At 39.0% G+C, this 23,863-nt stretch carries 13 protein-coding genes and 4 pseudogenes; 4 read left to right on the plus strand and 13 right to left on the minus strand.

What is annotated here, in order from left to right; genetic code table 11:
• Positions 1 to 192: 192 nt before the first annotated feature.
• The 4 genes and pseudogenes from BscR1v2_RS04690 to BscR1v2_RS04705 all read left to right on the plus strand — a co-directional run bounded on the left by BscR1v2_RS04690 (position 193) and on the right by BscR1v2_RS04705 (position 6,306).
• A pseudogene (locus BscR1v2_RS04690) lies at positions 193 to 2,609 on the plus strand (ATP-dependent helicase).
• Between the two features lie 377 nt (positions 2,610 to 2,986).
• Positions 2,987 to 3,568, plus strand: coding sequence for an SCO family protein (locus BscR1v2_RS04695; RefSeq protein WP_078689920.1), 582 nt, complete (start codon positions 2,987 to 2,989; stop codon positions 3,566 to 3,568).
• A gap of 28 nt (positions 3,569 to 3,596) precedes the next feature.
• Positions 3,597 to 4,466 (plus strand): 50S ribosomal protein L11 methyltransferase, encoded by an 870-nt coding sequence (locus BscR1v2_RS04700; RefSeq protein ID WP_078689921.1) that lies wholly within the window; start codon positions 3,597 to 3,599, stop codon positions 4,464 to 4,466.
• A gap of 13 nt (positions 4,467 to 4,479) precedes the next feature.
• Entirely contained in the window at positions 4,480 to 6,306 is a 1,827-nt protein-coding gene (locus BscR1v2_RS04705; RefSeq protein ID WP_078689922.1) for an aminopeptidase P family protein, read from the plus strand.
• A gap of 157 nt (positions 6,307 to 6,463) precedes the next feature.
• Here BscR1v2_RS04705 and ligA read toward each other — a convergent pair whose 3' ends face one another.
• The 13 genes and pseudogenes from ligA to murD form a co-directional block, all read right to left on the minus strand.
• Positions 6,464 to 8,620, minus strand: a complete 2,157-nt coding sequence (gene ligA / locus BscR1v2_RS04710) for an NAD-dependent DNA ligase LigA (RefSeq protein ID WP_078689923.1) — start codon at positions 8,618 to 8,620, stop codon at positions 6,464 to 6,466.
• A gap of 108 nt (positions 8,621 to 8,728) precedes the next feature.
• Positions 8,729 to 10,393 carry a DNA repair protein RecN gene (gene recN / locus BscR1v2_RS04715; protein ID WP_078689924.1) on the minus strand — a complete coding sequence of 555 codons (1,665 nt, stop codon included), beginning with the start codon at positions 10,391 to 10,393 and terminating at the stop codon, positions 8,729 to 8,731.
• Between the two features lie 6 nt (positions 10,394 to 10,399).
• Entirely contained in the window at positions 10,400 to 11,293 is an 894-nt protein-coding gene (locus BscR1v2_RS04720; protein ID WP_078689925.1) for an outer membrane protein assembly factor BamD, read from the minus strand.
• Between the two features lie 168 nt (positions 11,294 to 11,461).
• Positions 11,462 to 12,334, minus strand: a complete 873-nt coding sequence (gene lpxC, locus BscR1v2_RS04725) for a UDP-3-O-acyl-N-acetylglucosamine deacetylase (RefSeq protein ID WP_078689926.1) — start codon at positions 12,332 to 12,334, stop codon at positions 11,462 to 11,464.
• Between the two features lie 196 nt (positions 12,335 to 12,530).
• Positions 12,531 to 14,279: a cell division protein FtsZ gene (ftsZ, locus tag BscR1v2_RS04730; RefSeq protein ID WP_078689927.1), complete on the minus strand. Its 1,749-nt coding sequence runs from the start codon at positions 14,277 to 14,279 to the stop codon at positions 12,531 to 12,533.
• 68 nt (positions 14,280 to 14,347) lie between these two features.
• Positions 14,348 to 15,646, minus strand: a complete 1,299-nt coding sequence (ftsA, locus tag BscR1v2_RS04735) for a cell division protein FtsA (RefSeq protein WP_078689928.1) — start codon at positions 15,644 to 15,646, stop codon at positions 14,348 to 14,350.
• A complete protein-coding gene (locus BscR1v2_RS04740) occupies positions 15,646 to 16,542 on the minus strand; it encodes a cell division protein FtsQ/DivIB (RefSeq protein ID WP_078689929.1) in 897 nt (298 codons plus the stop codon). The genes ftsA and BscR1v2_RS04740 overlap by 1 nt, the downstream gene beginning before the upstream one ends.
• Positions 16,530 to 17,450 carry a D-alanine--D-alanine ligase gene (locus BscR1v2_RS04745; RefSeq protein ID WP_078689930.1) on the minus strand — a complete coding sequence of 307 codons (921 nt, stop codon included), beginning with the start codon at positions 17,448 to 17,450 and terminating at the stop codon, positions 16,530 to 16,532. The genes BscR1v2_RS04740 and BscR1v2_RS04745 overlap by 13 nt, the downstream gene beginning before the upstream one ends.
• Positions 17,451 to 17,677: 227 nt before the next feature.
• Positions 17,678 to 18,655 (minus strand): UDP-N-acetylmuramate dehydrogenase, encoded by a 978-nt coding sequence (gene murB / locus BscR1v2_RS04750; protein WP_078689931.1) that lies wholly within the window; start codon positions 18,653 to 18,655, stop codon positions 17,678 to 17,680.
• On the minus strand, positions 18,648 to 20,060 hold the full coding sequence (murC, locus tag BscR1v2_RS04755; protein ID WP_078689932.1) for a UDP-N-acetylmuramate--L-alanine ligase: 1,413 nt from the start codon (positions 20,058 to 20,060) through the stop codon (positions 18,648 to 18,650). Before murC ends, murB begins: the two co-directional genes overlap by 8 nt.
• Positions 20,044 to 21,182, minus strand: a pseudogene (murG, locus tag BscR1v2_RS04760) (undecaprenyldiphospho-muramoylpentapeptide beta-N-acetylglucosaminyltransferase). Before murG ends, murC begins: the two are co-directional and overlap by 17 nt.
• A gap of 11 nt (positions 21,183 to 21,193) precedes the next feature.
• A pseudogene (locus tag BscR1v2_RS04765) lies at positions 21,194 to 22,329 on the minus strand (FtsW/RodA/SpoVE family cell cycle protein).
• A 128-nt stretch (positions 22,330 to 22,457) separates the two neighbouring features.
• Positions 22,458 to 23,863, minus strand: a pseudogene (murD, locus tag BscR1v2_RS04770) (UDP-N-acetylmuramoyl-L-alanine--D-glutamate ligase).

Raw genomic sequence — 23,863 nt, forward strand, 5'->3', positions numbered from 1 at the left:
AAAAAATTTAATATTTCAGTTTTATTATATGTTTACCGTACTTTATAATCTCTCACCTAATAATTTTAATACTGCTTTTGTTTCGTTTCTGTTATTTTTATAAACTCATTCACCTGAAAATGTTGAGATTTTCCCCGAGAAGAATTTTAAAACTAGCGTTTCAATCAAAAAAATAATACATAAAAAAATATAATGAATGACTTTTCTAATCACGTACCATTTTTTGAAGATGAAGAGCTCCCCCATAAGCCTGAAAATAATTCTGAATTAACTCCCGGTGCTATAATAGCAAAAGAAAAAGCACAATACGAGCCCGAATATTTGAAAAAACTTAACCCAGAACAACGAGAAGCTGTCATAAACACAGAAGGGCCTTTGTTAGTTCTTGCCGGGGCTGGTACGGGAAAAACACGTGTTCTTACCACACGCATTTTTCATATTTTGCACCTTGGTCTTGCCCACCCTAAGCAAATATTAGCGATTACTTTTACAAATAAAGCAGCGCGTGAAATGAAAACCCGTATTGCTGAACTTGTTGGTGAAGCTATTGAAGGTATGCCGTGGCTTGGAACGTTTCATTCCATTGGTGCAAAAATTTTACGCCGCCATGCAGAACTTATCGACTTAAAAAGCAATTTCACCATTCTTGATACTGACGATGTTGTTCGTCTTTTAAAACAGCTCATTCAAGCTGCAGGTTTAGATGACAAGCGCTGGTCGGCACGTAGTTTGGCAACAATGATAGATGCTTGGAAAAACCAGGGGCTCTCACCAGATCATATTTCAGAAAGTGATTCTTATGCCTTTGCTAAAGGTATGGGGCGTGAACTCTATCACAGTTATCAGGATCGGCTAAAAAGCCTCAATGCTTGTGACTTTGGTGATCTCTTACTCCATTCCATTAACATCTTCCAGCATAATCCAGATATCCTTCATGAATATCATGCTAAATTTCGCTATATCCTTGTAGATGAATATCAAGACACAAATACAGCGCAATATCTTTGGCTTCGTCTTTTGGCGCAACAATCTACAAGACAGCAGGTCAATCTTTGTTGTGTTGGTGACGATGACCAATCCATTTACGGATGGCGTGGTGCTAAAGTTGATAATATACTGCGCTTTGAAAAAGATTTTCCTCCTGCAAAAATCATCCGTTTAGAACGCAACTATCGTTCTACATCGCATATTCTTAAAACGGCCTCTCATTTTATTTCTCACAATCAGGGAAGACTTGGAAAAACGCTTTTCTCAGATAAAACAAATAACGAAGAGAAAAAAGTAAAAATCCATGCTGCATGGGATTCGGAAGAAGAAGCACGTGCCATCGCGAAAGAAATTGAACAAGCACAACAATCTGGGCATTTTTTAAATGACATGGCTATATTAGTGCGAGCATCATTTCAAATGCGCGCATTTGAAGAGCGTTTTATAACACTTGGTCTTAACTATCGTGTCGTTGGTGGTCCACGTTTTTATGAACGAATGGAAATACGTGATGCTTTGGCTTACTTGCGTGTTGTTGCTCAACCTTCCGATGATTTAGCCTTTGAACGTATTATCAATACACCCAAACGTGGCTTAGGAGAGACAACACTACGCCACCTTCATAATAATGCACGTGCACGCGCTATTCCTCTCTTTTCTGCTGCTATTGAAATAATCGAAACAGATGAACTAAAACCTAAAGCACGAAATGCTTTACGCAACATTATTGAAGACTTTCATCGCTGGCAAAACCTATCACCACGCACACCGCTGACAGAGCTTACTGAAATGATCCTTAATGATTCAGGCTACATGGAAATGTGGCAAGAAGATCGTTCGCCAGAAGCACCAACACGCTTAGAAAATCTTAAAGAAATGATTCGTTCTATGGAACAATTTGAAAATCTTCACAGTTTTTTAGAACATGTTTCATTAGTTATGGATGTTGAGCATAACGAAAATATGGATGCAGTTAATATTATGACCCTTCATTCAGCTAAGGGGCTTGAATTTAAAACAGTTTTCCTTCCTGGCTGGGAAGAAGGACTCTTTCCCAATCAACGCTCACTAGATGAAGGTGGCCGTGCAGGACTAGAAGAAGAACGCAGGCTTGCTTATGTAGGTCTAACAAGAGCACAACAAAATCTGCATATATGGTTTGTCTCTAATCGACGCATTCATGGGCTTTGGCAATCTAGCCTTCCCTCTCGTTTTCTAGATGAATTGCCAGGAGAACATATAGAAGTGCTAGAAAATGAAACATCTTATGGTGGTTACGGTCAGTACTCAAAACTAGGGTGGAAGAGTGCACATAAAAATCAAACAGAAGCAAGACATAATAACTGGAGCTCACAGTCATCCGGTTATATTAAGAAAACTGATTATGAAAATAGTGATTTAGATTTTAGTCCCATTCAATTTCATCAGAAAAAAATATTGAAAAAAAAGGCACTTCTCAATCTGTGTCTGATACACCATCAGCTTTTTCAATTAATGATCGCGTTTTTCATATCAAATTTGGTTATGGTCATATTTCAGCAATAGGTGGTAATAAATTAACTATTTTGTTTGATAAAGCCGGTGAAAAACGTGTTCTTGATGACTTTGTAACTAAAGCTTAACACAAAAAAACATTAACACGCTTATTTCCAAATAACTGCGCTTTACGCAATTTTATTACCGTTTAATATCAAGATGGTTTTTATAACCTTTAAAAAATTTTTTAAAAATTCATTCATTTTGCATCAGTTGTTTTGGCATTACAAAACAATAAAACAGCATGCTGATTTTAGATAGTAGAATGACCCCTCACATAGAAAATACAACACTTCATTGCTCATCTGCGATATGATAATTTTGTGATCTATATTCTTTTATGAAACTTACAGCACAAATCACGCTTCATAATGTTGAAACAAAGATTGCAAAACTAATCTGTCAGCATTATAGCATTCCTGATGCTTTAAAATTAAGCTATAAAATTCAAAGAGGTTAAGCTATGAAAAATGTAATATACATCTTTGGGTTAACAATCATATTTCTCGCTGGCGTTTTTACTTATGATGCGTGGAAAAATAAGCCACTCGGTGATGATTTTACACTCATCGATTCCAATGGCCAAACTGTTACTGAAGCTGATATCAGAAGTAAACCTTCAGCCATTTTTTTCGGTTTCACCATGTGCCCTGAAAGTTGCCCTACTACACTGACAGATCTTGATCGGTGGCTTACAGAAATTGGCCCTAACGCTGATAAATTAGGTATATGGTTTGTAACTGTCGATCCTGAACGTGATACACCAGAAGTACTACGTGATTATTTAAGCAATTTTACCAACAATATTATTGGTATAAGTGGAGATCCTGAAAAAGTCCATAAAATGGTATCTTCTTTCAACATTGTTGCAGAAAAAGTGCCCGGAACAAATGGTAACTATACTTACGATCATACAGCTGCAATTTTCTTGCTTAAAAAAGGTGGAAAACTAGCTGGTATTATTCCTTACAACGTGGAAGAAAATGAAAATCAATTAAAAGATGATATTGCCATTAAACGGCTTAAAAAGCTCATCTCAAACTAAATTAAAAAGCGTTTAATAAAGAAAAAATATGTCTCAACAAATTCGTTTATTTTGTACAACCCTCAAAGATGAGGCAGAGCAGTTTTATACTCTTATGGAAGAAGCCTTTGAGGAAGAAGGATATCCTCTTGCTTTGGTAGAAATAGATGAAAAAAACGCTATTTATGAACTGTCACTTTATGTTGACAAAGAAAACCAAGACAGTGCGTACAAACGCTTTGCAGATATTCTTGCTCTAGACCCTAATAAAATTAATATAGAAGTTTTACCCGATATTGACTGGGTCCAACAAAGTCTTAAAGGGCTAAAACCTGTATATGCAGGTCCTTTCTTTCTTTATGGAAGTCATGACCGAAAAAATATCCCACCTGATGTTTTGCCAATTGAAATTGAAGCCAATCAAGCTTTTGGTACAGGTCACCATGAAACAACATCTGGTTGTTTAGAAATGATCACCAAAATTATGCGAACTGAAAATCCGCAAAATGCTCTCGATCTTGGTACAGGGAGTGGCGTATTAGCCATTGGTATGGCAATGCTTAAACCCATTTCTATACTTGCATCTGATAATGATCCAATTGCCGTTCAAATTGCACAACACAATATTAAACTCAATGGTGTTAAAAAATATATCACAGCTATTACAGCGACGGGCTTTAATCATGATACAATTGCATCACGTGCACCCTTTGACCTTATTGTTGCTAATATCCTCGCCGGCCCTCTTATTGAACTTGCACAAGAAATGACCCAAGCTTTGCAAAAAAATGGATCTATCATATTATCGGGTATCCTTGAAGAACAGCATGACCATGTCCTAAAAGCTTATGTAAAACAAGGCTTGCAACACATTGAAACATACCACCGCCAAGGATGGGTTACTTTACATCTCAAATAAAAAAGGACATCGTGTGTATCAATCTTTTGATGTTATAACAAATCCAACCCATGCTGCAGAGCGTATTTTTGCCCTTCGTCAAGAACTTGAACGTATAGGGCTAGATGGTTTTCTTGTACCAAGGGCAGATGAACATCAAGGAGAGTATATTCCACCGCACGCTCAGCGCCTTAGCTGGCTAACTGGTTTTACTGGATCAGCTGGTATGGCATTAATTTTAAAAAATAAAGCTATTATATTCACAGACGGGCGTTATACACTCCAAGTTCGCCAACAAACCGATCCTCAGATTTTTGATTATGAAGATCTGATGGTTTGCTCACCCTCACAATGGTTAGAAGAAAATGGGCACAAACTTTCTATTGGCTTTGACCCATGGCTTCATACTATTGCTGCTACTGCCACATTGAGAAAAGCATTAGAATTTAAAGCAGGAGGAAAGCTTATAGCAACAAAAGCCAATCCTGTTGATCTTATTTGGCAAGACCAACCACAATTACCGCAAGCTGCCTTATCAATTCATCCTCTTGAATATGCGGGGTGTAAAACCGACGAAAAATTAGCATTGATTTATGAAAATATACAGCAAGCCGGAGCGAATGCTTTTATTTTCACAGATCCTGCTTCTATTGCATGGACATTCAATATACGGGGCAATGATGTCTCTAACACACCCTTTGCCCTTTGTTTTGCTCTCATTTCAACCAAAGAAACGCCATCCCTATTTATTGATAGCAAAAAACTTGGCAAAGAACAGAAAAATTATCTAAAACAATACGTAGAATTATATGAACCGGAAAAACTCATTCCAAAGATCAAAGATCATGTTCAAAAAGGAATGATTTTTGCTTTAGATCCACTGCGAACATGTGAAAAATTGCGTACTGTTATTGAAGATGAAAATAATTCTTTCATTACGCTTACTGACCCAGCTGCCTTACCACGTGCTATTAAAAATAGCACAGAATTAGACGGTGCACGCAAAGCTCATTTGTGCGATGGTGTATCACTTACCCGCTTTTTTTCTTGGTTGGACAAACAAACACCAGGCACAATTAGTGAAATTTCTGCCGCCCAAAAATTAGAAGAATTTCGCATAATAACAGCAAAAAAAATGGGAACAAAACTCGAAGACCTTTCCTTTGATACGATCTCAGCAGCAGGCGCAAATGGTGCAATTGTTCATTATCGTGTAACGACTGAAACAAACAAACCACTCAATGCCGGTGAGCTTTATCTTGTTGATTCAGGTGGACAATATCGCAACGGCACAACAGATGTCACACGTACAATAGCAATTGGCATTATTGGAGAAGAAGAAAAACGTTGTTTTACTCTTGTTCTTAAAGGTATGATTGCTCTTTCAACCGCACGATTTCCAAAAGGTACACGCGGACAAGATATTGATGTTCTAGCACGTATCTCTTTATGGAAAGCTGGTTTTGATTATGCGCATGGTACTGGCCATGGAGTTGGTTCTTACCTTTCTGTTCATGAGGGACCACAAAATCTTTCACGTTACGGAAGTCAAGAACTCATTCCCGGAATGATTATTTCTAATGAACCAGGGTATTACCGTGAAGGAGCTTTTGGCATTCGTATTGAAAATTTGATGATTGTGAAACCTGCGCAAAAAATTACTTCTGGTGATATAGACATGCTATCATTTGAAACTCTCACAAATTGCCCTATTGATCGACGGCTAATCTTACCAGAGCTTTTGACCACTCAAGAGCGACAATGGCTTAATGACTATCATGCGCACGTTTATAAAGTGAATGCACCTTATCTTAATACAGAAGAAAAAAAATGGGCAAAAGAAGCCACAATGCCTCTTTAATTGAATAAAAGTGCACACTTATTTTATTCTAAAAGCATTCTCTTTGGTAATTTTGGAAAAACAAATGCGTACTTCTTCTTGTAAGCAGAGATAAATAAAACCTTGAAGCTCATAATTGCACAAAGGGTAATTAATTGGAATATATCATCAAAAAAATTTAAATATAATACTCTTTAATCAACTGGGACCAGCTATCTTCATCGATAATTTCAACACCTAACTCTTTTGCTTTGGTCAATTTTGACCCCGCTCCAAGCCCTGCAATAAGAAGATCAGTCTTTTTAGAAATAGAACCAGATGTTTTGGCACCTAACCGTTCTGCTAATGCTTTTGCTTCATCTCGCGACATAGACATTAAAGTTCCCGTGAAAACAATTATTTTTCCCGCTATTGGCGAATAATCTGTTGCAATAGCTTCCTCAGGAAGAGGTGTCACTTCTTGAAGCAAGGCTGATAACACATCACGGTTATGTGCTTCTTGATAAAAATCAATAATTGCCCTGCCAACACGAACTCCAATCCCTTCAATACTGATCAGATCTGTCCACTCCTCATTACCTTCATCTGTCTTATCATGTGGCACAATAGCTGCCATTACAGCAGCCTCAAAAGCAGTATAATTTCGATAAACACGTGCAAGACGTTGTGCATTAACTTCACCAACATGACGAATACCTAATGCAAACAAAAAACGACTTAAAGGAATTTCTCGACGTGCATTAATAGCATCAAAAAGCTTGCGGACAGAAAGACTGCCAAAACCCTCTATATTTTCCAAACGTGTCAAAGCTTTTTTTTGGCGTTTCTCTAAAGTGAAAATATCAACCGGTGAACGGATACAAAGCGTTTCATCTTGAATATTAAAGAAAAATTCCACCTGTTTTTTACCAAGCCCCTCAATATCAAAAGCATTACGTGAAACAAAATGACGAATACGCTCAATCGCTTGTGCTGAGCAGATAAGCCCACCTGTGCACCGATACACTGCCTCACCCACTTCACGAACAGCATGACTCCCACAAGCAGGACAATGATGAGGAAAAACGAAAGGAACTGCGTCTTTTGGACGCTTGCTAGAAATAATATCAACAATCTGAGGAATTACATCACCAGCACGCTGTACAATCACTGTATCACCTATACGGATATCACGCCCCTCACGAATTGGTTCACCTTTACGACCAACCCCTTTAATATAATCCTCATTATGCAAAGTTGCGTTAGTAACCACAACCCCACCTACAGTGATAGGTGCAAGGCGTGCAACTGGCGTTAGTGCTCCAGTTCTACCTACTTGAATATCAATACCTTCTAAAAGTGCTGTAGCTTTTTCTGCTGGAAATTTATGTGCAATTGCCCAACGTGGTGAACGAGATACAAACCCCAAACGCATTTGTAGCCCTAAATCATTAACCTTATAAACAACCCCATCAATATCATAGCTTAAAGATTGCCGCTGTTCTTCAATAAAATGATAATATGAGATAAGATCTTCTACTTTTTCGAAAACTTTTGTAAATGGATTAACAATAAAGCCATATTCTTTTAGCTTATTCACCATCTCCATTTGGCTTTTAGCCGGCATTTCACTCACCTCACCCCAAGCATAAGCAAAAAACTTAAGCTTTCTGCTAGCAGTTATCCGTGAATCAAGCTGGCGTAGAGAGCCAGCCGCTGCATTTCTAGGATTTGCAAAAGCTATTTTCCCTTCTTTTTGCTGGTTAATATTGAGGACTTGAAAATCCTCTTGTCTTATATAAACTTCACCACGAACTTCAATAATATCAGGAAATTCACCCTGTAAAACCTTTGGAATATCAGAAATTGTTCGTGCATTTGTAGTTACATTTTCACCTGTGTACCCATCACCACGCGTTGCAGCACGCACAAGTTTCCCTTGCTCATAACGCAAAGATAAAGATAAGCCATCAATCTTCGGTTCAGCCGTCATTTCTAATGTCTGTGTTGATGGAAGTCTTAAAAAACGGCGAACACGCTCAACAAATTCACTGACATCTTCAGCACTAAACGCATTATCAAGAGAAAGCATCGCCTGTGCATGAACAGATTTTTCAAATTTTTCTGAAACTGGTGCACCAATTTTATATGAAGGGGAATCTGTACGAATTAATTCAGGAAATAGAGCTTCAATTTCCGTATTGCGACGACGAAGAGCATCATATTGTGCATCAGAAATCTCAGGTTGATCATTATTATTATAAAGAACATCATGACGTGCGATTTCTTTTGCTAACCACTCTAACTCACTTGCCGCTTCAAGAGCAGTAAGATTTTTAACCGCATTTTTGTCCATATACTTTATTCCAAGTCGTGCAATTTATAATTATATGAATCTCAATTCTTTGTTATCAATAGAATCCAAACGAATATATATTCGCTTGTCATCTCAATCATTAATCAATTATATCTGCGCTAAAAGTTTTTGGGCCGCTGCACGTGCCTCTTCAGTGATCTGTTCCCCTGCCAACATACGTGCAATTTCTTCAGCACGTTCACACTCTTCCATTTTATGAATACGCGTAACAAAATGCCCTTTATCACCTTCAACTTTTGAAACAAGAAAATGACTATGAGCTTTGGCTGCAACCTGAGGTGCATGTGTAATAGCAAAAACCTGAACACTTTTTGATAAACACAGCAACCTTTGCCCAATTGCAGCAGCCACAGCCCCACCAATTCCCGTATCAATTTCATCAAAAATCAGTGTAGGAGCTGATCCACGATCAGCCAAGACAACCTTTAATGCTAATAAAAAGCGCGATAATTCACCGCCAGAAACTACACTCAACATTGGTCCAGCTCGTGATCCAGGATTTGTTCGTACCCAATATTCAACACGGTCTATACCATCTGCATTACGCTTTTCAGAATCACTTTGCACGTTCACAGTAAATTCTGCCTTTTCTAACTTCAACGCTGGCAACTCAGCCATAACGCTTGTAGATAAACGGTGCGCCACTTCTTGGCGTTTTATGGAAAGGGCTTGTGCAGATGCATCATACTTTTTTTGTGCCTCCTGCGCTTTTACTCTCAAATTCTCCAACGTGGTCTGAGCAGAATCAAAATCAGAAAGTTCATCCTTCATTTTATCGCATAACTGAGATAATTCAGCTACAGAAACATGGTATTTACGCGCCAATCCCCGAAGTGCAAAAAGACGCTCTTCTATTCGCTCCAATTCACCAGAATCAAAATTCAATGCTTGCATTGCTGTTTCAATACCATCTTGCGCTATTGAAAGTGCCTGCAATGCTTCATCAATAGACTTAACCACAGGTGTAATGAGTGTCTGTGCTTCAGGAATTTTCCGTTCTAAACGCCTCACCAAATTGGACAGAATAGAAATTGGTGATTTCGGACCATTGAAAAGATCATCAGCTTCCTTAATATCAGTCGCTATTTTATCTAGTTTCAACATATCTGCACGACGAAGAGACAGTGTATTTTCTTCATCAATTGTAAAATCAAATTTTTCAAGTTCTTCCACACTTGCACGAAGGTAAAAAGCCTCACGTGTAGCAGCTTCCACTTTGATATGCTGCTGTTGCACATGCTCCTCTAATTCATGCCATATCCGATAACATTTGCGTACATTTTCTGCCTCACTCTCAAGCCCACCAAAAGCATCTAATAACCGGCGATGCGTATCAACATCAACAAGTGCACGATCATCATGCTGCCCATGAATTTCAACCAACATACGACCAACATTGCGCATCAATGCAATACTAGCAACCTGATCATTGATAAAACCACGGCTACGACCATCATTTGATTGCACACGTCGTAAAATGATATCGCCTTCATTATCAAAACCATTCTCACGTATAAGCTGGCGTACAGGGTGTGAAATAGGCACATCAAAAACAGCTGTCACCTGCCCTTGCTCTGCACCATGGCGCACAAGTGAAGCATCTCCACGCCCTCCAAGAGCTAATGATAAAGAATCAAGTAAAATAGATTTTCCAGCACCCGTTTCCCCAGTTAAAATCAATAACCCCATGGGGAAACTAATATCGAGCTTCTCGATCAAAACAATATTATGAATCGAAAGCTGTATCAGCATATGAAATCAACGCGCCTCATTTTTATCACCACTTAAAGCACGTGAAATCCAAGAAGACTTATGCTCTTGCGGTGACACTCTATTTTTCTGTAACAAATCATAGGAGAATTTATACCACTTACTTTCTGGATAATTGCGCCCTAAAACAGCTGCTGCTGTCTGCGCTTCTGTAATTAAACCAAGAGCAAGATTAACCTCAGTCAAGCGGAAAAGCGCTTCCTCAATTTGGTTTGTATCCGAATACTCTTCAACTACTGTGCGAAATCTTCTGCTTGCTGCTAGATATTGCCGACCTTCCTCATAGTAACGACCAACCTGCATTTCTTTACCAGCCAATTGTTCTCGGCCAAAGCGTATTTTATCTTTAGCATCTTTTACATATTCAGAGTTTGGGTAGCGTTCTATTAAAAGCTGCATAGCAGCAATAGCGCGTTTGGTATCTCGTTGGTCGCGTGTAACATCGCGAATTTGATGAAAAGAAGAAAGACCAACAATATAATAAGCATAAGCAGAATCGCTGGCATTTGGATAAAGAGTAATATAGCGCTGTGCCATACTAATTGCATCATCATACTTGGCCAGTCGGTAACTTACAAAAGCACCCATAACTAAAGATTTACGGCCCCATTCAGTATAAGCGTATTGTTTTTCAATAATAGAAAACTTCTTCAATGCCTCATCAAATCGCCCTAGATCAAGGTTAGTAAGTGCTTGATTATACAATACATCTGGTGGATCCATTATTAAAACATGCATAGCTGGATTAAAAGCATCTGTATCTTTGCTTAAACAACCCGCTAATAAACAGAGCCCTCCTCCTAAGATCCCAATCAATACTTTGCGTACAATGTTAGATTGCCTATGTGCCATACTTTTAATATACATATTAGACCTTTTCATAGTGTTCCCAGCCTCCCAAAAATATCACCTTGGAGTAAAAGCTATTTATCAAAAAGCTTTATGCCATATCATTTTAAAACTGACTAACTGATTTAGTAGTTTTTGGTCAATCATCCCCTTAAAAATCAAAGAAGCTTAAGTAAAATTTCTCAAATCTTTTTATTCTAACTACAAAATACTTTTTTCGTAACACGACTCATCTGTCAAAACAGCCTTAACTAATTGTGAATTAAGTGCATGCCCACTGCAATGTGAACGAAATAATCCAATAAAAGGTGCACCAAGCAAAGCAGTGTCACCAACTGCATCAAGAGTTTTATGCCTAACAAATTCATTTTCAAAATAAGGGCCATCTGAATTAATGATTTGGTTATTAAGACCAATAATAAGAGAATTTTCTAAAGAGGCGCCTAATCCTTTCCCAGAAGTCCACAATTTTTCTACATCTTTAACAAAACCAAAGGTACGCGCACGCGATAAATCATCTCGAAATGCCTGTGACGTAAGATCAAAACTTAATTGCTGCTTCCCAATAGCAGATGAAGCAAAATCAATTGTAACATCAAAACGGCGGCCATTAAACGGCAAAAATTCTGCAAAGCCATTGGTCGTTTCAACGCGCATTGGTTTTTTTATAATAAAATAAGGACGCAATACTGCCTGCTGTACAATACCTACTTTCTCGAAAAGCTGACAATACTGCCATGCAGCACCATCTAAAATAGGTATCTCATTACTTGATACTTCAATGATAAGGTTATCTAAATCATAAGCAGCAATTGCCGCCATCAAATGTTCAATTGTTTCAACCCGTACATCTCCATGGCCAAGCACTGTTGATAATTCAGTCTTTCCCGTTTGCGATACATGTGCCTGAAACGTTTGTTCTTCTCCGTCCTCCCCAAAACGTTTAAAGATAATACCACACCCAACATCGGCTGGACAAACTTTTACTACAGATAGGCACCCACTATGCACACCATATCCCTTAAACGTCACTGCATTCTTAAGAGTCGATTGATACCTTTTCATCAAACGCATAATACCACTTCTTAATTTTCTTGATGATCTTTAAAGGCCTTAACAAAATCCTCAACAAATTATTTCTGCGCAAAATAATAAACCCGCTTATTATAAAGCGGGCTTATAAAAAATATAGAATCTTATATAAAAACTCAACATATTTTACTTATAATTTATCACGATAAAGAGTCTTCTCTTCATACCCTTTTATCTATTAATGTGCTTGGCGACGCAAAAATGCGGGTATTTCCAACTGATCTTCTTCACTTACCAAAGTACGCTGATCTTGTAATACGCGTGGCTGCGATTCAGTAGAACAACGTGGAACATAAACAGAAGCATCCTGAGAAAGCATTTGACTGTTTTCATTAGAATTTTCAGATTCCTCATGCTGAGAAGATCTTACAGCAGGCTCCAACCGGGCTTCTAGTTCATCTTCCTCACGATATGTTAAGCTCTGCTTTAAACGCTGCCAAAGATTACGTGGACCTTGATCAACAATAGAAGAATGCACATCCTGTTCAAGAGAAACGGAAGGAAAATCTTTTAATTCAGGAATATGCACCGATGTTGAGCGAGGCTGCACTTGTACTTTCTTTTCCTCCTGTTCTACAATTTCAGTCATTTCATCAAGAACATGCGCAGTCGCCTCCATACTAACTGCTGCAGCCAAAGGCTGTGCAGAAACACGATTAACTTGCATACGCGGTGTATTTGATATCTGACCATGAGAGATATTTTGCCCATAAGGAAGAGTATTTGCACTTCGTGTAGCAACTGTATCTGTAGGTCGCGTAAAAATTTGACTTTTAGGGCGGAATGGCTCTTCAACTGATTGATTCATTTCCAATTCAAGCGCTTCCATCACATCTACCATTGATTCAGAAGACGATGATGATGATTGAGAAGCTGTTTGTTCTAGTCCATTATCACCCCTACGCGTTGAAACTGTAGGTCGTTGAAATTTAGGACCAGAAGGCTGAACAACATCACTAACCATACGGTCAATACCTGTTGCAACCACTGATACACGAATAATACCTTCAAGTGAATCATCATCAATGGCACCAAAAATAACATTCGCATCAACATCAACTTCTTCACGAATACGATTAGCAGCCTCATCCACTTCAAACAAAGTCATATCACGGCCCCCTGTAATGGAAATCAAAAGACCACGAGCCCCACACATAGAGGTTTCATCCAACAGCGGATTTGCAATAGCAGCTTCAGCAGCTTTTAAAGCACGTCCTTCACCAGAAGCCTCACCTGTTCCCATCATCGCACGACCCATTTCATGCATAACAGAACGAACATCAGCAAAGTCAAGATTAATCAACCCTTCTTTAATCATTAAGTCCGTAATAGAAGCAACACCAGAGTAAAGCACCTGATCAGCCATAGCAAAAGCATCGGCAAAAGTTGTTTTTTCATCTGCAATACGAAATAGATTTTGGTTAGGAATAACAATTAATGTATCGACAGATTTTTGTAATTCTTCTATACCAGCTTCCGCTGTTTTCATACGGCGTGCACCCTCAAATTGAAATGGCTTGGTTACAACACCTACAGTCAAAATACCTTTTTCACGCGCCGCACGAGCAACAACAGGTGCTGCCCCTGTTCCAGTGCCTCCACCCATACCTGCCGTAATGAAAACCATATGGGAATTTGCAAGATGATCCATAATCTCATCAATACATTCATTTGCAGCTGCCTGCCCAACTTCTGGTAAAGCACCAGCACCCAAACCTTCTGTAACTGCCGCACCAAGCTGGATTACACGCTCAGCCTTTGACATAGCTAAAGCTTGTGCATCTGTATTGGCAACAACAAAATCAACTCCTTGAAGGCCAGCATTAATCATATTATTGACGGCATTTCCACCACCACCACCAACACCAAAAACGGTAATGCGTGGTTTCAATTCCGCGATATCTGGCCGGTGCAGATTAATCGTCATTTTCTTTTCCTTTTCATAAAGCACCGCAAATTAAGACGGTAAAAATTAATCTCATTCCTATAAATTTACTAAAAACTCTCACGCAACCACTGACCAACACGTCTGAAATATCCATCCGTGCTTGTCGATAAATAATTCACTGCAGTTTGGGCTGTTTTTTCTTCAAACCCCGCCAATTGCGGATAAATTAACAATCCAACAGCAGATGAAAATGCCGCTCCTTTAGCAAAGGAAGGAAGCCTGGAAATACCCAAAGGCCGCCCTACACGGACATTTCTCCCCAATATACTACGTGCTATTTCCGGCAAACCAGCCAATTGGCTTGCCCCCCCGGTCAAAATAACACGCTTACCAATGATGTGACCAAAACCTGAACGGTTCAAACAATCACGCATCATTTCTAATATTTCTTCAACACGCGCACGAATAATACGACCAAGGACAGCGCATGGATACTGGATTTCAAGGCGTTCATTTCCAATTTCTGACACATTAATCATCTGACGCTCATCACAATCTGCTGAAAATGTTGAGCCATATACAACTTTTAAACGCTCAGCCTCTTCAATAGACATCGATAATCCACGAGCAACATCAAGAGTTATATGATGCCCCCCAATTGCAAGTGCATCTGCATGAACAAATTTTCCTTCAGAAAACACAGAAAATGTCGTTGTTCCACCACCAAAATCAATACACGCCGCTCCTAAACGCGCCTCATCATCAACTAAAACCGAAAGACCGCTAGCAAAAGGTGTTGCCACCATCGCTTCAACACTTAAATGAGCACGGTTAATGCATGCTTCTAAATTACGCAAAGGTGCTGTTTCTGCCGTCACAACATGTACATCAACACCAAATAACTCTCCCATCATCCCAACAGGATCAGAAATTCCCTTATCTCCATCCAATGCATAAGACACTGGAACTGAATGCATAACGTGACGTTCAGCCTTAAAAGCTTTACGCGAAACATCTGCCAATGCCATACGCATATCACGCGTAGTAACTTTACGCCCCCCCAAACGCACAACACCATTAACAAAGGCACTTTTCAACCGGCTTGAAGAAAAATTCACAATGACTGAATCTACCACTAAACCAGCCATTTTTTCTGCTGCATCAACAGCCAACCGTATAGACTGCTCTGCCGCATACATATCCATCACAACACCAGATTTAATACCACGTGAACGTTGCACACCAAAACCTAAAATTTCCATAGAGTGTGTACGAGCATGTAAATGGTGTGTATGCTTCAAAGGATGCAAACAAGCAATAAGACACACAATCTTACTTGAACCAACATCAAGAACCGTTAAAAAGCGTGTTTTGCGCCCTCCACTATGATGCGACCCAAGCAACATTACACACCCCCTGCCTTCAAGACGCGTTCTTCTTCTGCCACAGCAGCACGATGACGTGCCAACGCTTCATCGGATAAAGAAACTGTTATCCGATCAGAAAGACGCAAATCAACACTTAAAACATCACGTACAAAAAGATCTTGCGCTATACCTGTTTTAATAAGAGAAGAAAGGCTTTCAATAGCTCCCTTTTCAGGCAGCATAATACGCATCCCATTATCTAGAACAATATCCCAACGCCGATCACCCACACGCACATAAGCACGGATACGATCGCTCAACTGTGGATATACCGAAAGTTCTTGAATAAATAATTTTGCTGCACTTTGCGCACCGTGACCAACCACAAGAGGCAAATTCTGAACTAAACCCGCCTGAAATGGAGCAATCACACATCCTGTATGATCAACAATATCCATTATACCATCATGTTGCCAAACGGCATATGGTTCACGCTCTATCACTGAAATACGCACACGATTAGGATAAATCTTCTGAACATCAGCCGATTGAATCCAAGCCTGTTGCTCTAAAATAAAACGCGCTTTATTAACATCAAAATTGATAATTGATGGATAAGCATCAAGCCCTAAAATCTTCAAAACATCCTGTTTTGCTACACGCTTATTGCCATTCATATCGACATCAGTCACTACAAAACCAAAATTCAATGGTGCAGCTTTTATAATACTATCCATCTGACCATTAAACGAAATCCCATAAAGTACCGAAAGAAAGAAAAAAAACAAAACGGCAAAAGAACCAAAATGGCGAGGCACATAAATACTGGCAACAAACTGAAATATAAACCGACAAAAGCGACGATAAAGACGCGGAAAAACTGGCACTGATTGCACCATTAGAACATTTATTCTATCAACACTCAACGCATACACGACGCGTCCTCCGCTATCCACTTAACAATATCACCGTAAGTACGGCCACTTGCTTTCGCTATATCAGGAACAAGAGAAACCGGTGTCATACCAGGCTGTGTATTAATTTCGAGCCAAACTAGCTCCTCTGTCTCCTCAACAAAACGAAAATCTGAACGGCTAACACCTCGACAACCTATAGCTCGATGTGCTGCCAAAGACATTCTTTGCACTTTTTGGTAAATATTTAATGAAAGTTGTGCAGGACAAATATGAAGAGAACCGCCAAGCTTATATTTTGAATCATAATCATAAAACTGAAAGTGTTTATCAGGCACAATTTCACAAACATCCAAAGCTTCATCCCCTAAAACTGCGCAAGTAAGTTCACGCCCAGGGATGTATTTCTCAACAATCACTTCATCCCCATAAACCCATTCACTACTCATAACATTACACAGTGGCAAAGCCTCATCACCACTTACAATCACCACACCAAAACTTGACCCTTCACGCACTGGTTTAATGACATACGGCGGTTCCATAGGATGCTCTCGCCCTATAGCAAAGCGATTCATCACACAAGAAGGGGCAACATGTACACCAGCGTTAGCAACAATAACTTTCGCACGTCCTTTATCCATTGCCAAAGCTGATGCCATCACTCCAGAGTGAGTATAAGGAATTTTAAAATATTCAAGAATACCTTGGATACAACCATCTTCACCAAATGGTCCATGCAATGCGTTAAAAACAATATCTGGCTGCAATTGCTTAAGAACAGTAGCAATTTGTTGATCAACATCCACACGAATTACGTGATAACCCTGCTTTTCAAGAGCATCAGCACAAGCAGTACCTGAAGATAAGCTTACAGAGCGCTCAGATGAAAATCCGCCCATCAACACAGCTATACGCTTATCTTTCATAACAATCTATTCCTCTTGACATACTAGATATAGACTCTATCAAAACAACTCATACTATACATAAGAACAAACTAGATTTATCCTTGCGAATCAACATCCTAGCATTTTCTATAATGAATCAGAATCAAGAGCATGAAGCAAGAGTTTTTCTGTTAATTTGTTGATTTTTAATGGAAAATTTTTCTTATCTCTTTGAAATGACTCAATTTTTTAGTGATTTAAATAAATCAATAAAACTGATCAAAAGAAGGAACGATATGGTCTTGTTCAAACTGACCAAGGCGCTGTATTTCCCATTCTAAATAATGGGCTGAATGAGCAAAAACACGAGCACGTACAGTTTCACCCAACTGCTCAAGATCATAGCCTGTAGCCTCACCTGTATTAATCATAAAATTACAATGCATCTTACTCATTTGAGCACCACCGATCTGTAAACCACGGCACCCTGCTTCATCAATAACGCGCCATGCAGATGTACCTTTAGGGTTACGAAAAGTTGACCCACCTGTTTTTTCGCGAACAGGTTGTACTTTTTCCCGATGCAGAACAACTTCATTCATAGCAGCATGAATATTATCTTTATTTCCTGGCTTTCCTTCCAACACAGCAGCAGTAAAAATAAGCTCCTCAGAAACATTACAATGACGATACGAATAATGCATATCGTTTACACTCAAGACATGGCGTTCACCCTTACGATCAAGTGCATAGACTTCAACAACACGCTCAGCTGTCTCAATACCATTAGCCCCTGCATTCATTTTTAATGCCCCACCCAAATTACCAGGAATACCATAATAAAAATGAAAACCAGAAAGCTCAGCTTCTAAAGCCGCTGCTGCTAAATGTTTATCTGCCGTAGCAGCACCAACAAGAAGGTGCTTTGGAGAAACCTGCTCTAATTGTCCAAAACCTTTTGCTGAAAGACGAATAACAACCCCAGGAACTCCTCCATCACGTACAAGAAGATTAGAACCAATCCCCACAATTGTTATAGGAATAGATTCCGGTAGTACTTGAAGAAACAAAGCTAAATCTGCTTCATCAGAAGGCTGATAAAAAAGCTCAGCTAATCCACCAGTACGAAACCATGTCACCTTACGCATCTCAACATTGGGAGTAAATTTACCCCGTATGTTTTTCAATGCCGGCTGTAATTGCGCCAACAGCGTTTCACCATCAATTGGCTGAAAATTAATCATTTCTATTAAGTTCCGCTAATTGTTTAGGTAGGGCATAAGCCCATTGTGTAATGCTACCTGCACCAAGAAAGACAACATAATCACCAGGTTTTGCTAATGTAGCTATAATCAAAGCAATATCTTCAAGAGTATTCACCAAGCGCACATCACGATGGCTTGCCATTTGAATATGTTCAACCAACTCTTTAGAACCAAAACCAGTAATTGGTTCTTCACCAGCTGCATAAACCGGCGCAATCATCACTGTATCAGCATCATTAAAACAAGTAACAAAATCATCAAATAAATCATGCAAACGTGAATAACGGTGCGGCTGCACAATCGCAATAACTCGTCCTTTTGCACTTTCACGAGCTGCACTTAAAACAGCTTTTATTTCAACCGGATGATGCCCATAATCATCAAATATCTCAACACCACACCAACTTCCCGTCTGTGTAAAACGCCGTTTTACTCCACAAAATTCCGCTAACCCTTTTCTAATAGATTCATTTGAAATACCAAGCTCATGTGCAATAGCAATCGCTGCAGTAGCATTAGAAATATTGTGTTGCCCTGACATCGGTAAAACCAAATTTCTTAGTTCAGTTTCTTCATTTGTTTTCCGGGATCGAATAAGAACGTCAAAATGCGTTTTTTGACCTTCCATCGAAAGATTAAGAAAACGTACATCAGCTTGCGGATTAGCACCATAAGTCACTACCCAACGATCATCAATACGACTGGCCAATGTTTGAACTTCTGGATGATCAAGGCACATAACAGCAAAACCATAAAAAGGCATATTCTCTACGAATTGCCGAAAAGCCTCACGTACAGCATCAAAACTACCATAATAATCCAAATGTTCAGAGTCGATATTAGTAACAACAACAATATCAGCAGGCAATTTTAAAAATGTACCATCACTTTCATCGGCTTCAACCACCATCCAATCTCCGCAGCCCATACGTGCATTGGTTCCATAAGCGTTGATAATGCCACCATTAATGACCATCGGATCAAAATTACTAGCATCAAGAAGTGCTGCTACCATTGATGTGGTGGTTGTCTTACCATGTGTACCACCAACAGCTATTGTTCGGCGAAAACGCATCAATTCTGCTAACATTTCCGCACGCCTAACAATTGGTAAATGTTTTTCTTTAGCAGCAATATATTCAGGATTTGTTTTTTTTATAGCAGTGGAAATAACAACAACTTTTGCCGCTTCTAAATTTTCAGCTCGATGACCTATATGAATATTAATCCCTTTACCCCGTAAACGCTCCACATTTGCATTATCTGTTTGATCGGATCCTTGAACTTTATAACCAAGATTATGAAGAACCTCAGCAATTCCACTCATACCAATACCACCAATACCTACAAAGTGGATAAGGCCAATATCAAGCGGCATTTTCATTAAAAAGCTCCTTTCTAATGTCTGATAATGACCTTCCTGCAATCAACGCTTCAGCCATATCTGCAAGAACTTTGGTTGCATGAGGTTGCCCAACTTTTTTTGCAGCAAGCGCCTGTTTTTTTAATAAGTCCGGTTCACGACAAGCTTTCGTTAAAAGAGAAGCGAGTATTTGTGCATTTAAATCTTTTTCAGCAATAATTTGAGCTGCTCCCGTTGCAGCAAGCATTGCCGCATTTTCTGCTTGATCATGATCTAAAGCATGAGGATAGGGAATCAATAAAGCTGGCCTACCAATAACAGCTATTTCACAAACCGTTGAAGCACCAGAACGTGACATAATGAAATGAGACCAAGCAATATGTTCAGCCATATTATCAAAAAAAGGAGCAACTTTTGCTTCCACCCCCATATTGCGATAAATTTGTACCAAATCCATCGCTTCACCACGAACCTGCTGAATAATACGTAAACATTTACGGATATTATTATCAAGTAAAGCAATCGCTTCAGGGACAATTTTTGAAAAAGCAGAAGCCCCTTGGCTACCACCAAAAACCAAAAAATGAAATGGCTTGTCCTCAGTAGAAGGACAATAAGGAATTTCTGCCGATTTAAGAATAGCCTCACGAACAGGATTGCCTGTAAGAAACGTTTTATAAGCATAAATTCCATTAGCTGACAATAAACCACCTGCTATTGCATTGACCCTAGATGCTAAAACTTTATTAGCACGGCCCATAACAGCATTTTGCTCATGAATAAATGTTACACGTTTCGTTAAGGCAGCAATCAAAACAGGTGGAAAGGTAGGATAACCACCAAACCCCCCACAAGAACAGGACGTAATTTATAAAAAAGCACCCACGATTGACATATTCCCTTTAACAAACGCCAAAATGTTTTTATAAGTGCAAAAGGATGATACCGTGTTAATGTTGCTGATGAAATAATATGGATATGTTTTTTATCAAAATGGCGCACAAAATACTTCGCTCTTTCATCCGTTACCAAATGAACATCATATCCGCGCTGTCTTAATTCAACAGAAAGTGCCTCTGCAGGAAAAAGATGCCCACCTGTACCTCCAGCAACCAAAATAATAACCTTTTTTTTATGCGTCATTAGGTAACATCCTAAACAGTAAGCGGAGGAAAAGCTGAAAACCGCGTTTCTGGCCAACGGCGTGTTAAACTAAGCAAAATACCCATCGAAATAGCAATCGCCACCATAGATGAACCACCATAAGAAATAAATGGCAATGTCATACCTTTTGGAGGTATCAAATGAAGATTGACTGCCATATTAATCCCCGATTGCAAACCAATCATTATCGCCATGCCAGTAATACCAAAACACGTAAATGAATCACGCGTATTCAACGCTATATAAAGTGAACGTATAACAATAAAACCAAAAAGGGCCATAATCAATAAACAGAAGATAATACCATATTCTTCAGCTGCAACAGAAAACACAAAATCTGTATGGCTATCAGGAATAATGCGCTTAACTGTCCCTCACCTGGCCCTTGACCAAACCACCCACCATTTAAAATAGCTTCACGCCCTACATCCACCTGAAATGTATCACCTTCACCTGTCAAAAAACCATTAATACGTTCGCGCACATGGTGAACAAAAAAATAAGCTAAAAAACCTCCTAAAACCGCTAAAACAACAAAGAACAAAATAATAGTAAGAGGTACACCTGCAATAAAAAACAAACCACCCCATGTTGCACTAATCAAAAGTGTTTGACCAATATCAGGCTGTAAAACAAGAAGTGTGCAACAAAGAGCATAAAGTGCAATAGCCAATGTATAGCGCAACCTACCGTAATGTTTCATTTGATCTGAAAACAACCAAGCTGACACAACCACAAACGCTGGTTTCATAAATTCTGAAGCTTGCAAAGAAAAACCAAACAAAGAAATCCAACGCCGTGCCCCTTTTAACTCAGAACCAAATAATAAAGTTGCTACCATAAGAATAAGTGTCGTAAATAACAAAAGAATGGACAAACGACGAATATTATGGGGTGAAAAAAAAGAAATAGTAACCATAGTAAAAAACGCAAGGATACTAAAAATGATATGCCAACGAACAAAATAAAAACTATCCGTAATTCCTATTTTTTTCGCAACAGCGGGACTAGCTGCAAAAGACAACATAACGCCAATCCCCATCACAATCAGACAAGCAGCAAAAATAAAACGATCAATCGTCCACCACCAATTAGCAATCGGATCTTGATTTGCACGAGTAATCATCACCTTCACTTCATCCTTTTTATCATTCCACTCAAAGCGATATGATGTTTCTATTTTTTTTGGCAAGCATTTCAAAAACTAAATTACACTAAAAAAGATTCTGGATTATTAATAGTAGAATAATTTTTTTATAATTCGTTTTCCTTCAACTGCCTAACCAAAGAAATAAAAGTCTCTCCACGCATTTCATAATTTTTGAATTGATCATAACTCGCACAAGCTGGCGAAAACAAAACCACAGCTTCTTTTACATTAGCATGAGTTGCATCAATAGCCGCTTCCTGCACTGCATTTTCCAAAGTTAAGCTCATTGAAAAAGGAAAAGCAGAGCCAATAGTGCGGGCAAAATCCTCTGCAGCAGCACCAATTAAATAAGCTTTATGAATTTTATCAAAAAATCCTTTTAAGGGAGCAATTCCACTTTCTTTTGCCTGCCCTCCAGCAATCCAAAAAATATCGTTAAAAGTAGCAAGCGCGCAAGCTGATGCTTCCGCATTAGTAGCTTTACTATCATTAATAAACAAAACCGATCCCATTTTGCGTACCTGCTGCATACGATGGGCAAGCCCCATATAACTTGCTAAATGCTTCTCTATATGCGGATCAGTAATTTTTAACACCTGCAATGTCGCTAAAACCATAAGAGCATTTTGCACATTATGGGCACCGCGTAACGAAGTTATTGTAGCAAGATCTGCAAGCAAACAACGCTGCCCATGGCTAATAGAAAAAAGTTTGGTTCCTTCTGCATAAAAACCATCATCAATACAGTGTTCTTTAGAAATTGCCTTAACTTGATGCCCCTTATTTACAAGTTGTTGATATAAAACCTGACAGGCGGCATCATCAACTGAAACAAGAGCATGAGAAGCTTTAGAAACTAAACGCCCTTTGACTTGCGCATAATGAGTAAAACTGCCATGTCGGTCAATATGATCAGGTGTTAGATTTAACAAAAGACCAACTGTAGGTTGAAGAGAAGGACTTAAGTCAATCTGAAATGATGAACATTCAATAACATAAATACGTTTTTTAACAAATGGCTTAAGAGTTAATATCGCCGTTCCAATATTTCCTCCCATTTGTACATCATAACCCATCTTGTCTAAAAGATGGGCAAGTAAAGTAGTAGTGGTCGATTTACCATTCGTACCTGTAATAGCAATAAATGGAACATCCTGATCACAAAAACCATGTTGACGTAAAAAATGGTTCCGTGCACGAACAAATAGTTCAATATCACCAATAATTTCTATACCTGCCTGACGTGCTTTATCAACCGTCCAATGAGATTGAGGGTGAGTTAAAGGTACCCCAGGCGCTAAAATCAATGCAACAAATTCTGACCAATCTTCATAACGAAGATCTCTCGTTGGGATATTTTCTCTACAAGCAGCTTCTACGCTAGAAGGATTTTCATCCCACCCAATCACTTCAGCTCCACCAGTAATCAGTGCTTGCGCTGTAGCTAATCCCGACTGCCCTAGTCCAAATAAAGCAACTTTTGACCTTTATAACATTCAACTGAAATCAC

The organism is Bartonella schoenbuchensis R1 (assembly GCF_002022685.1).
Classification (GTDB): Bacteria; Pseudomonadota; Alphaproteobacteria; order Rhizobiales; family Rhizobiaceae; genus Bartonella; species Bartonella schoenbuchensis.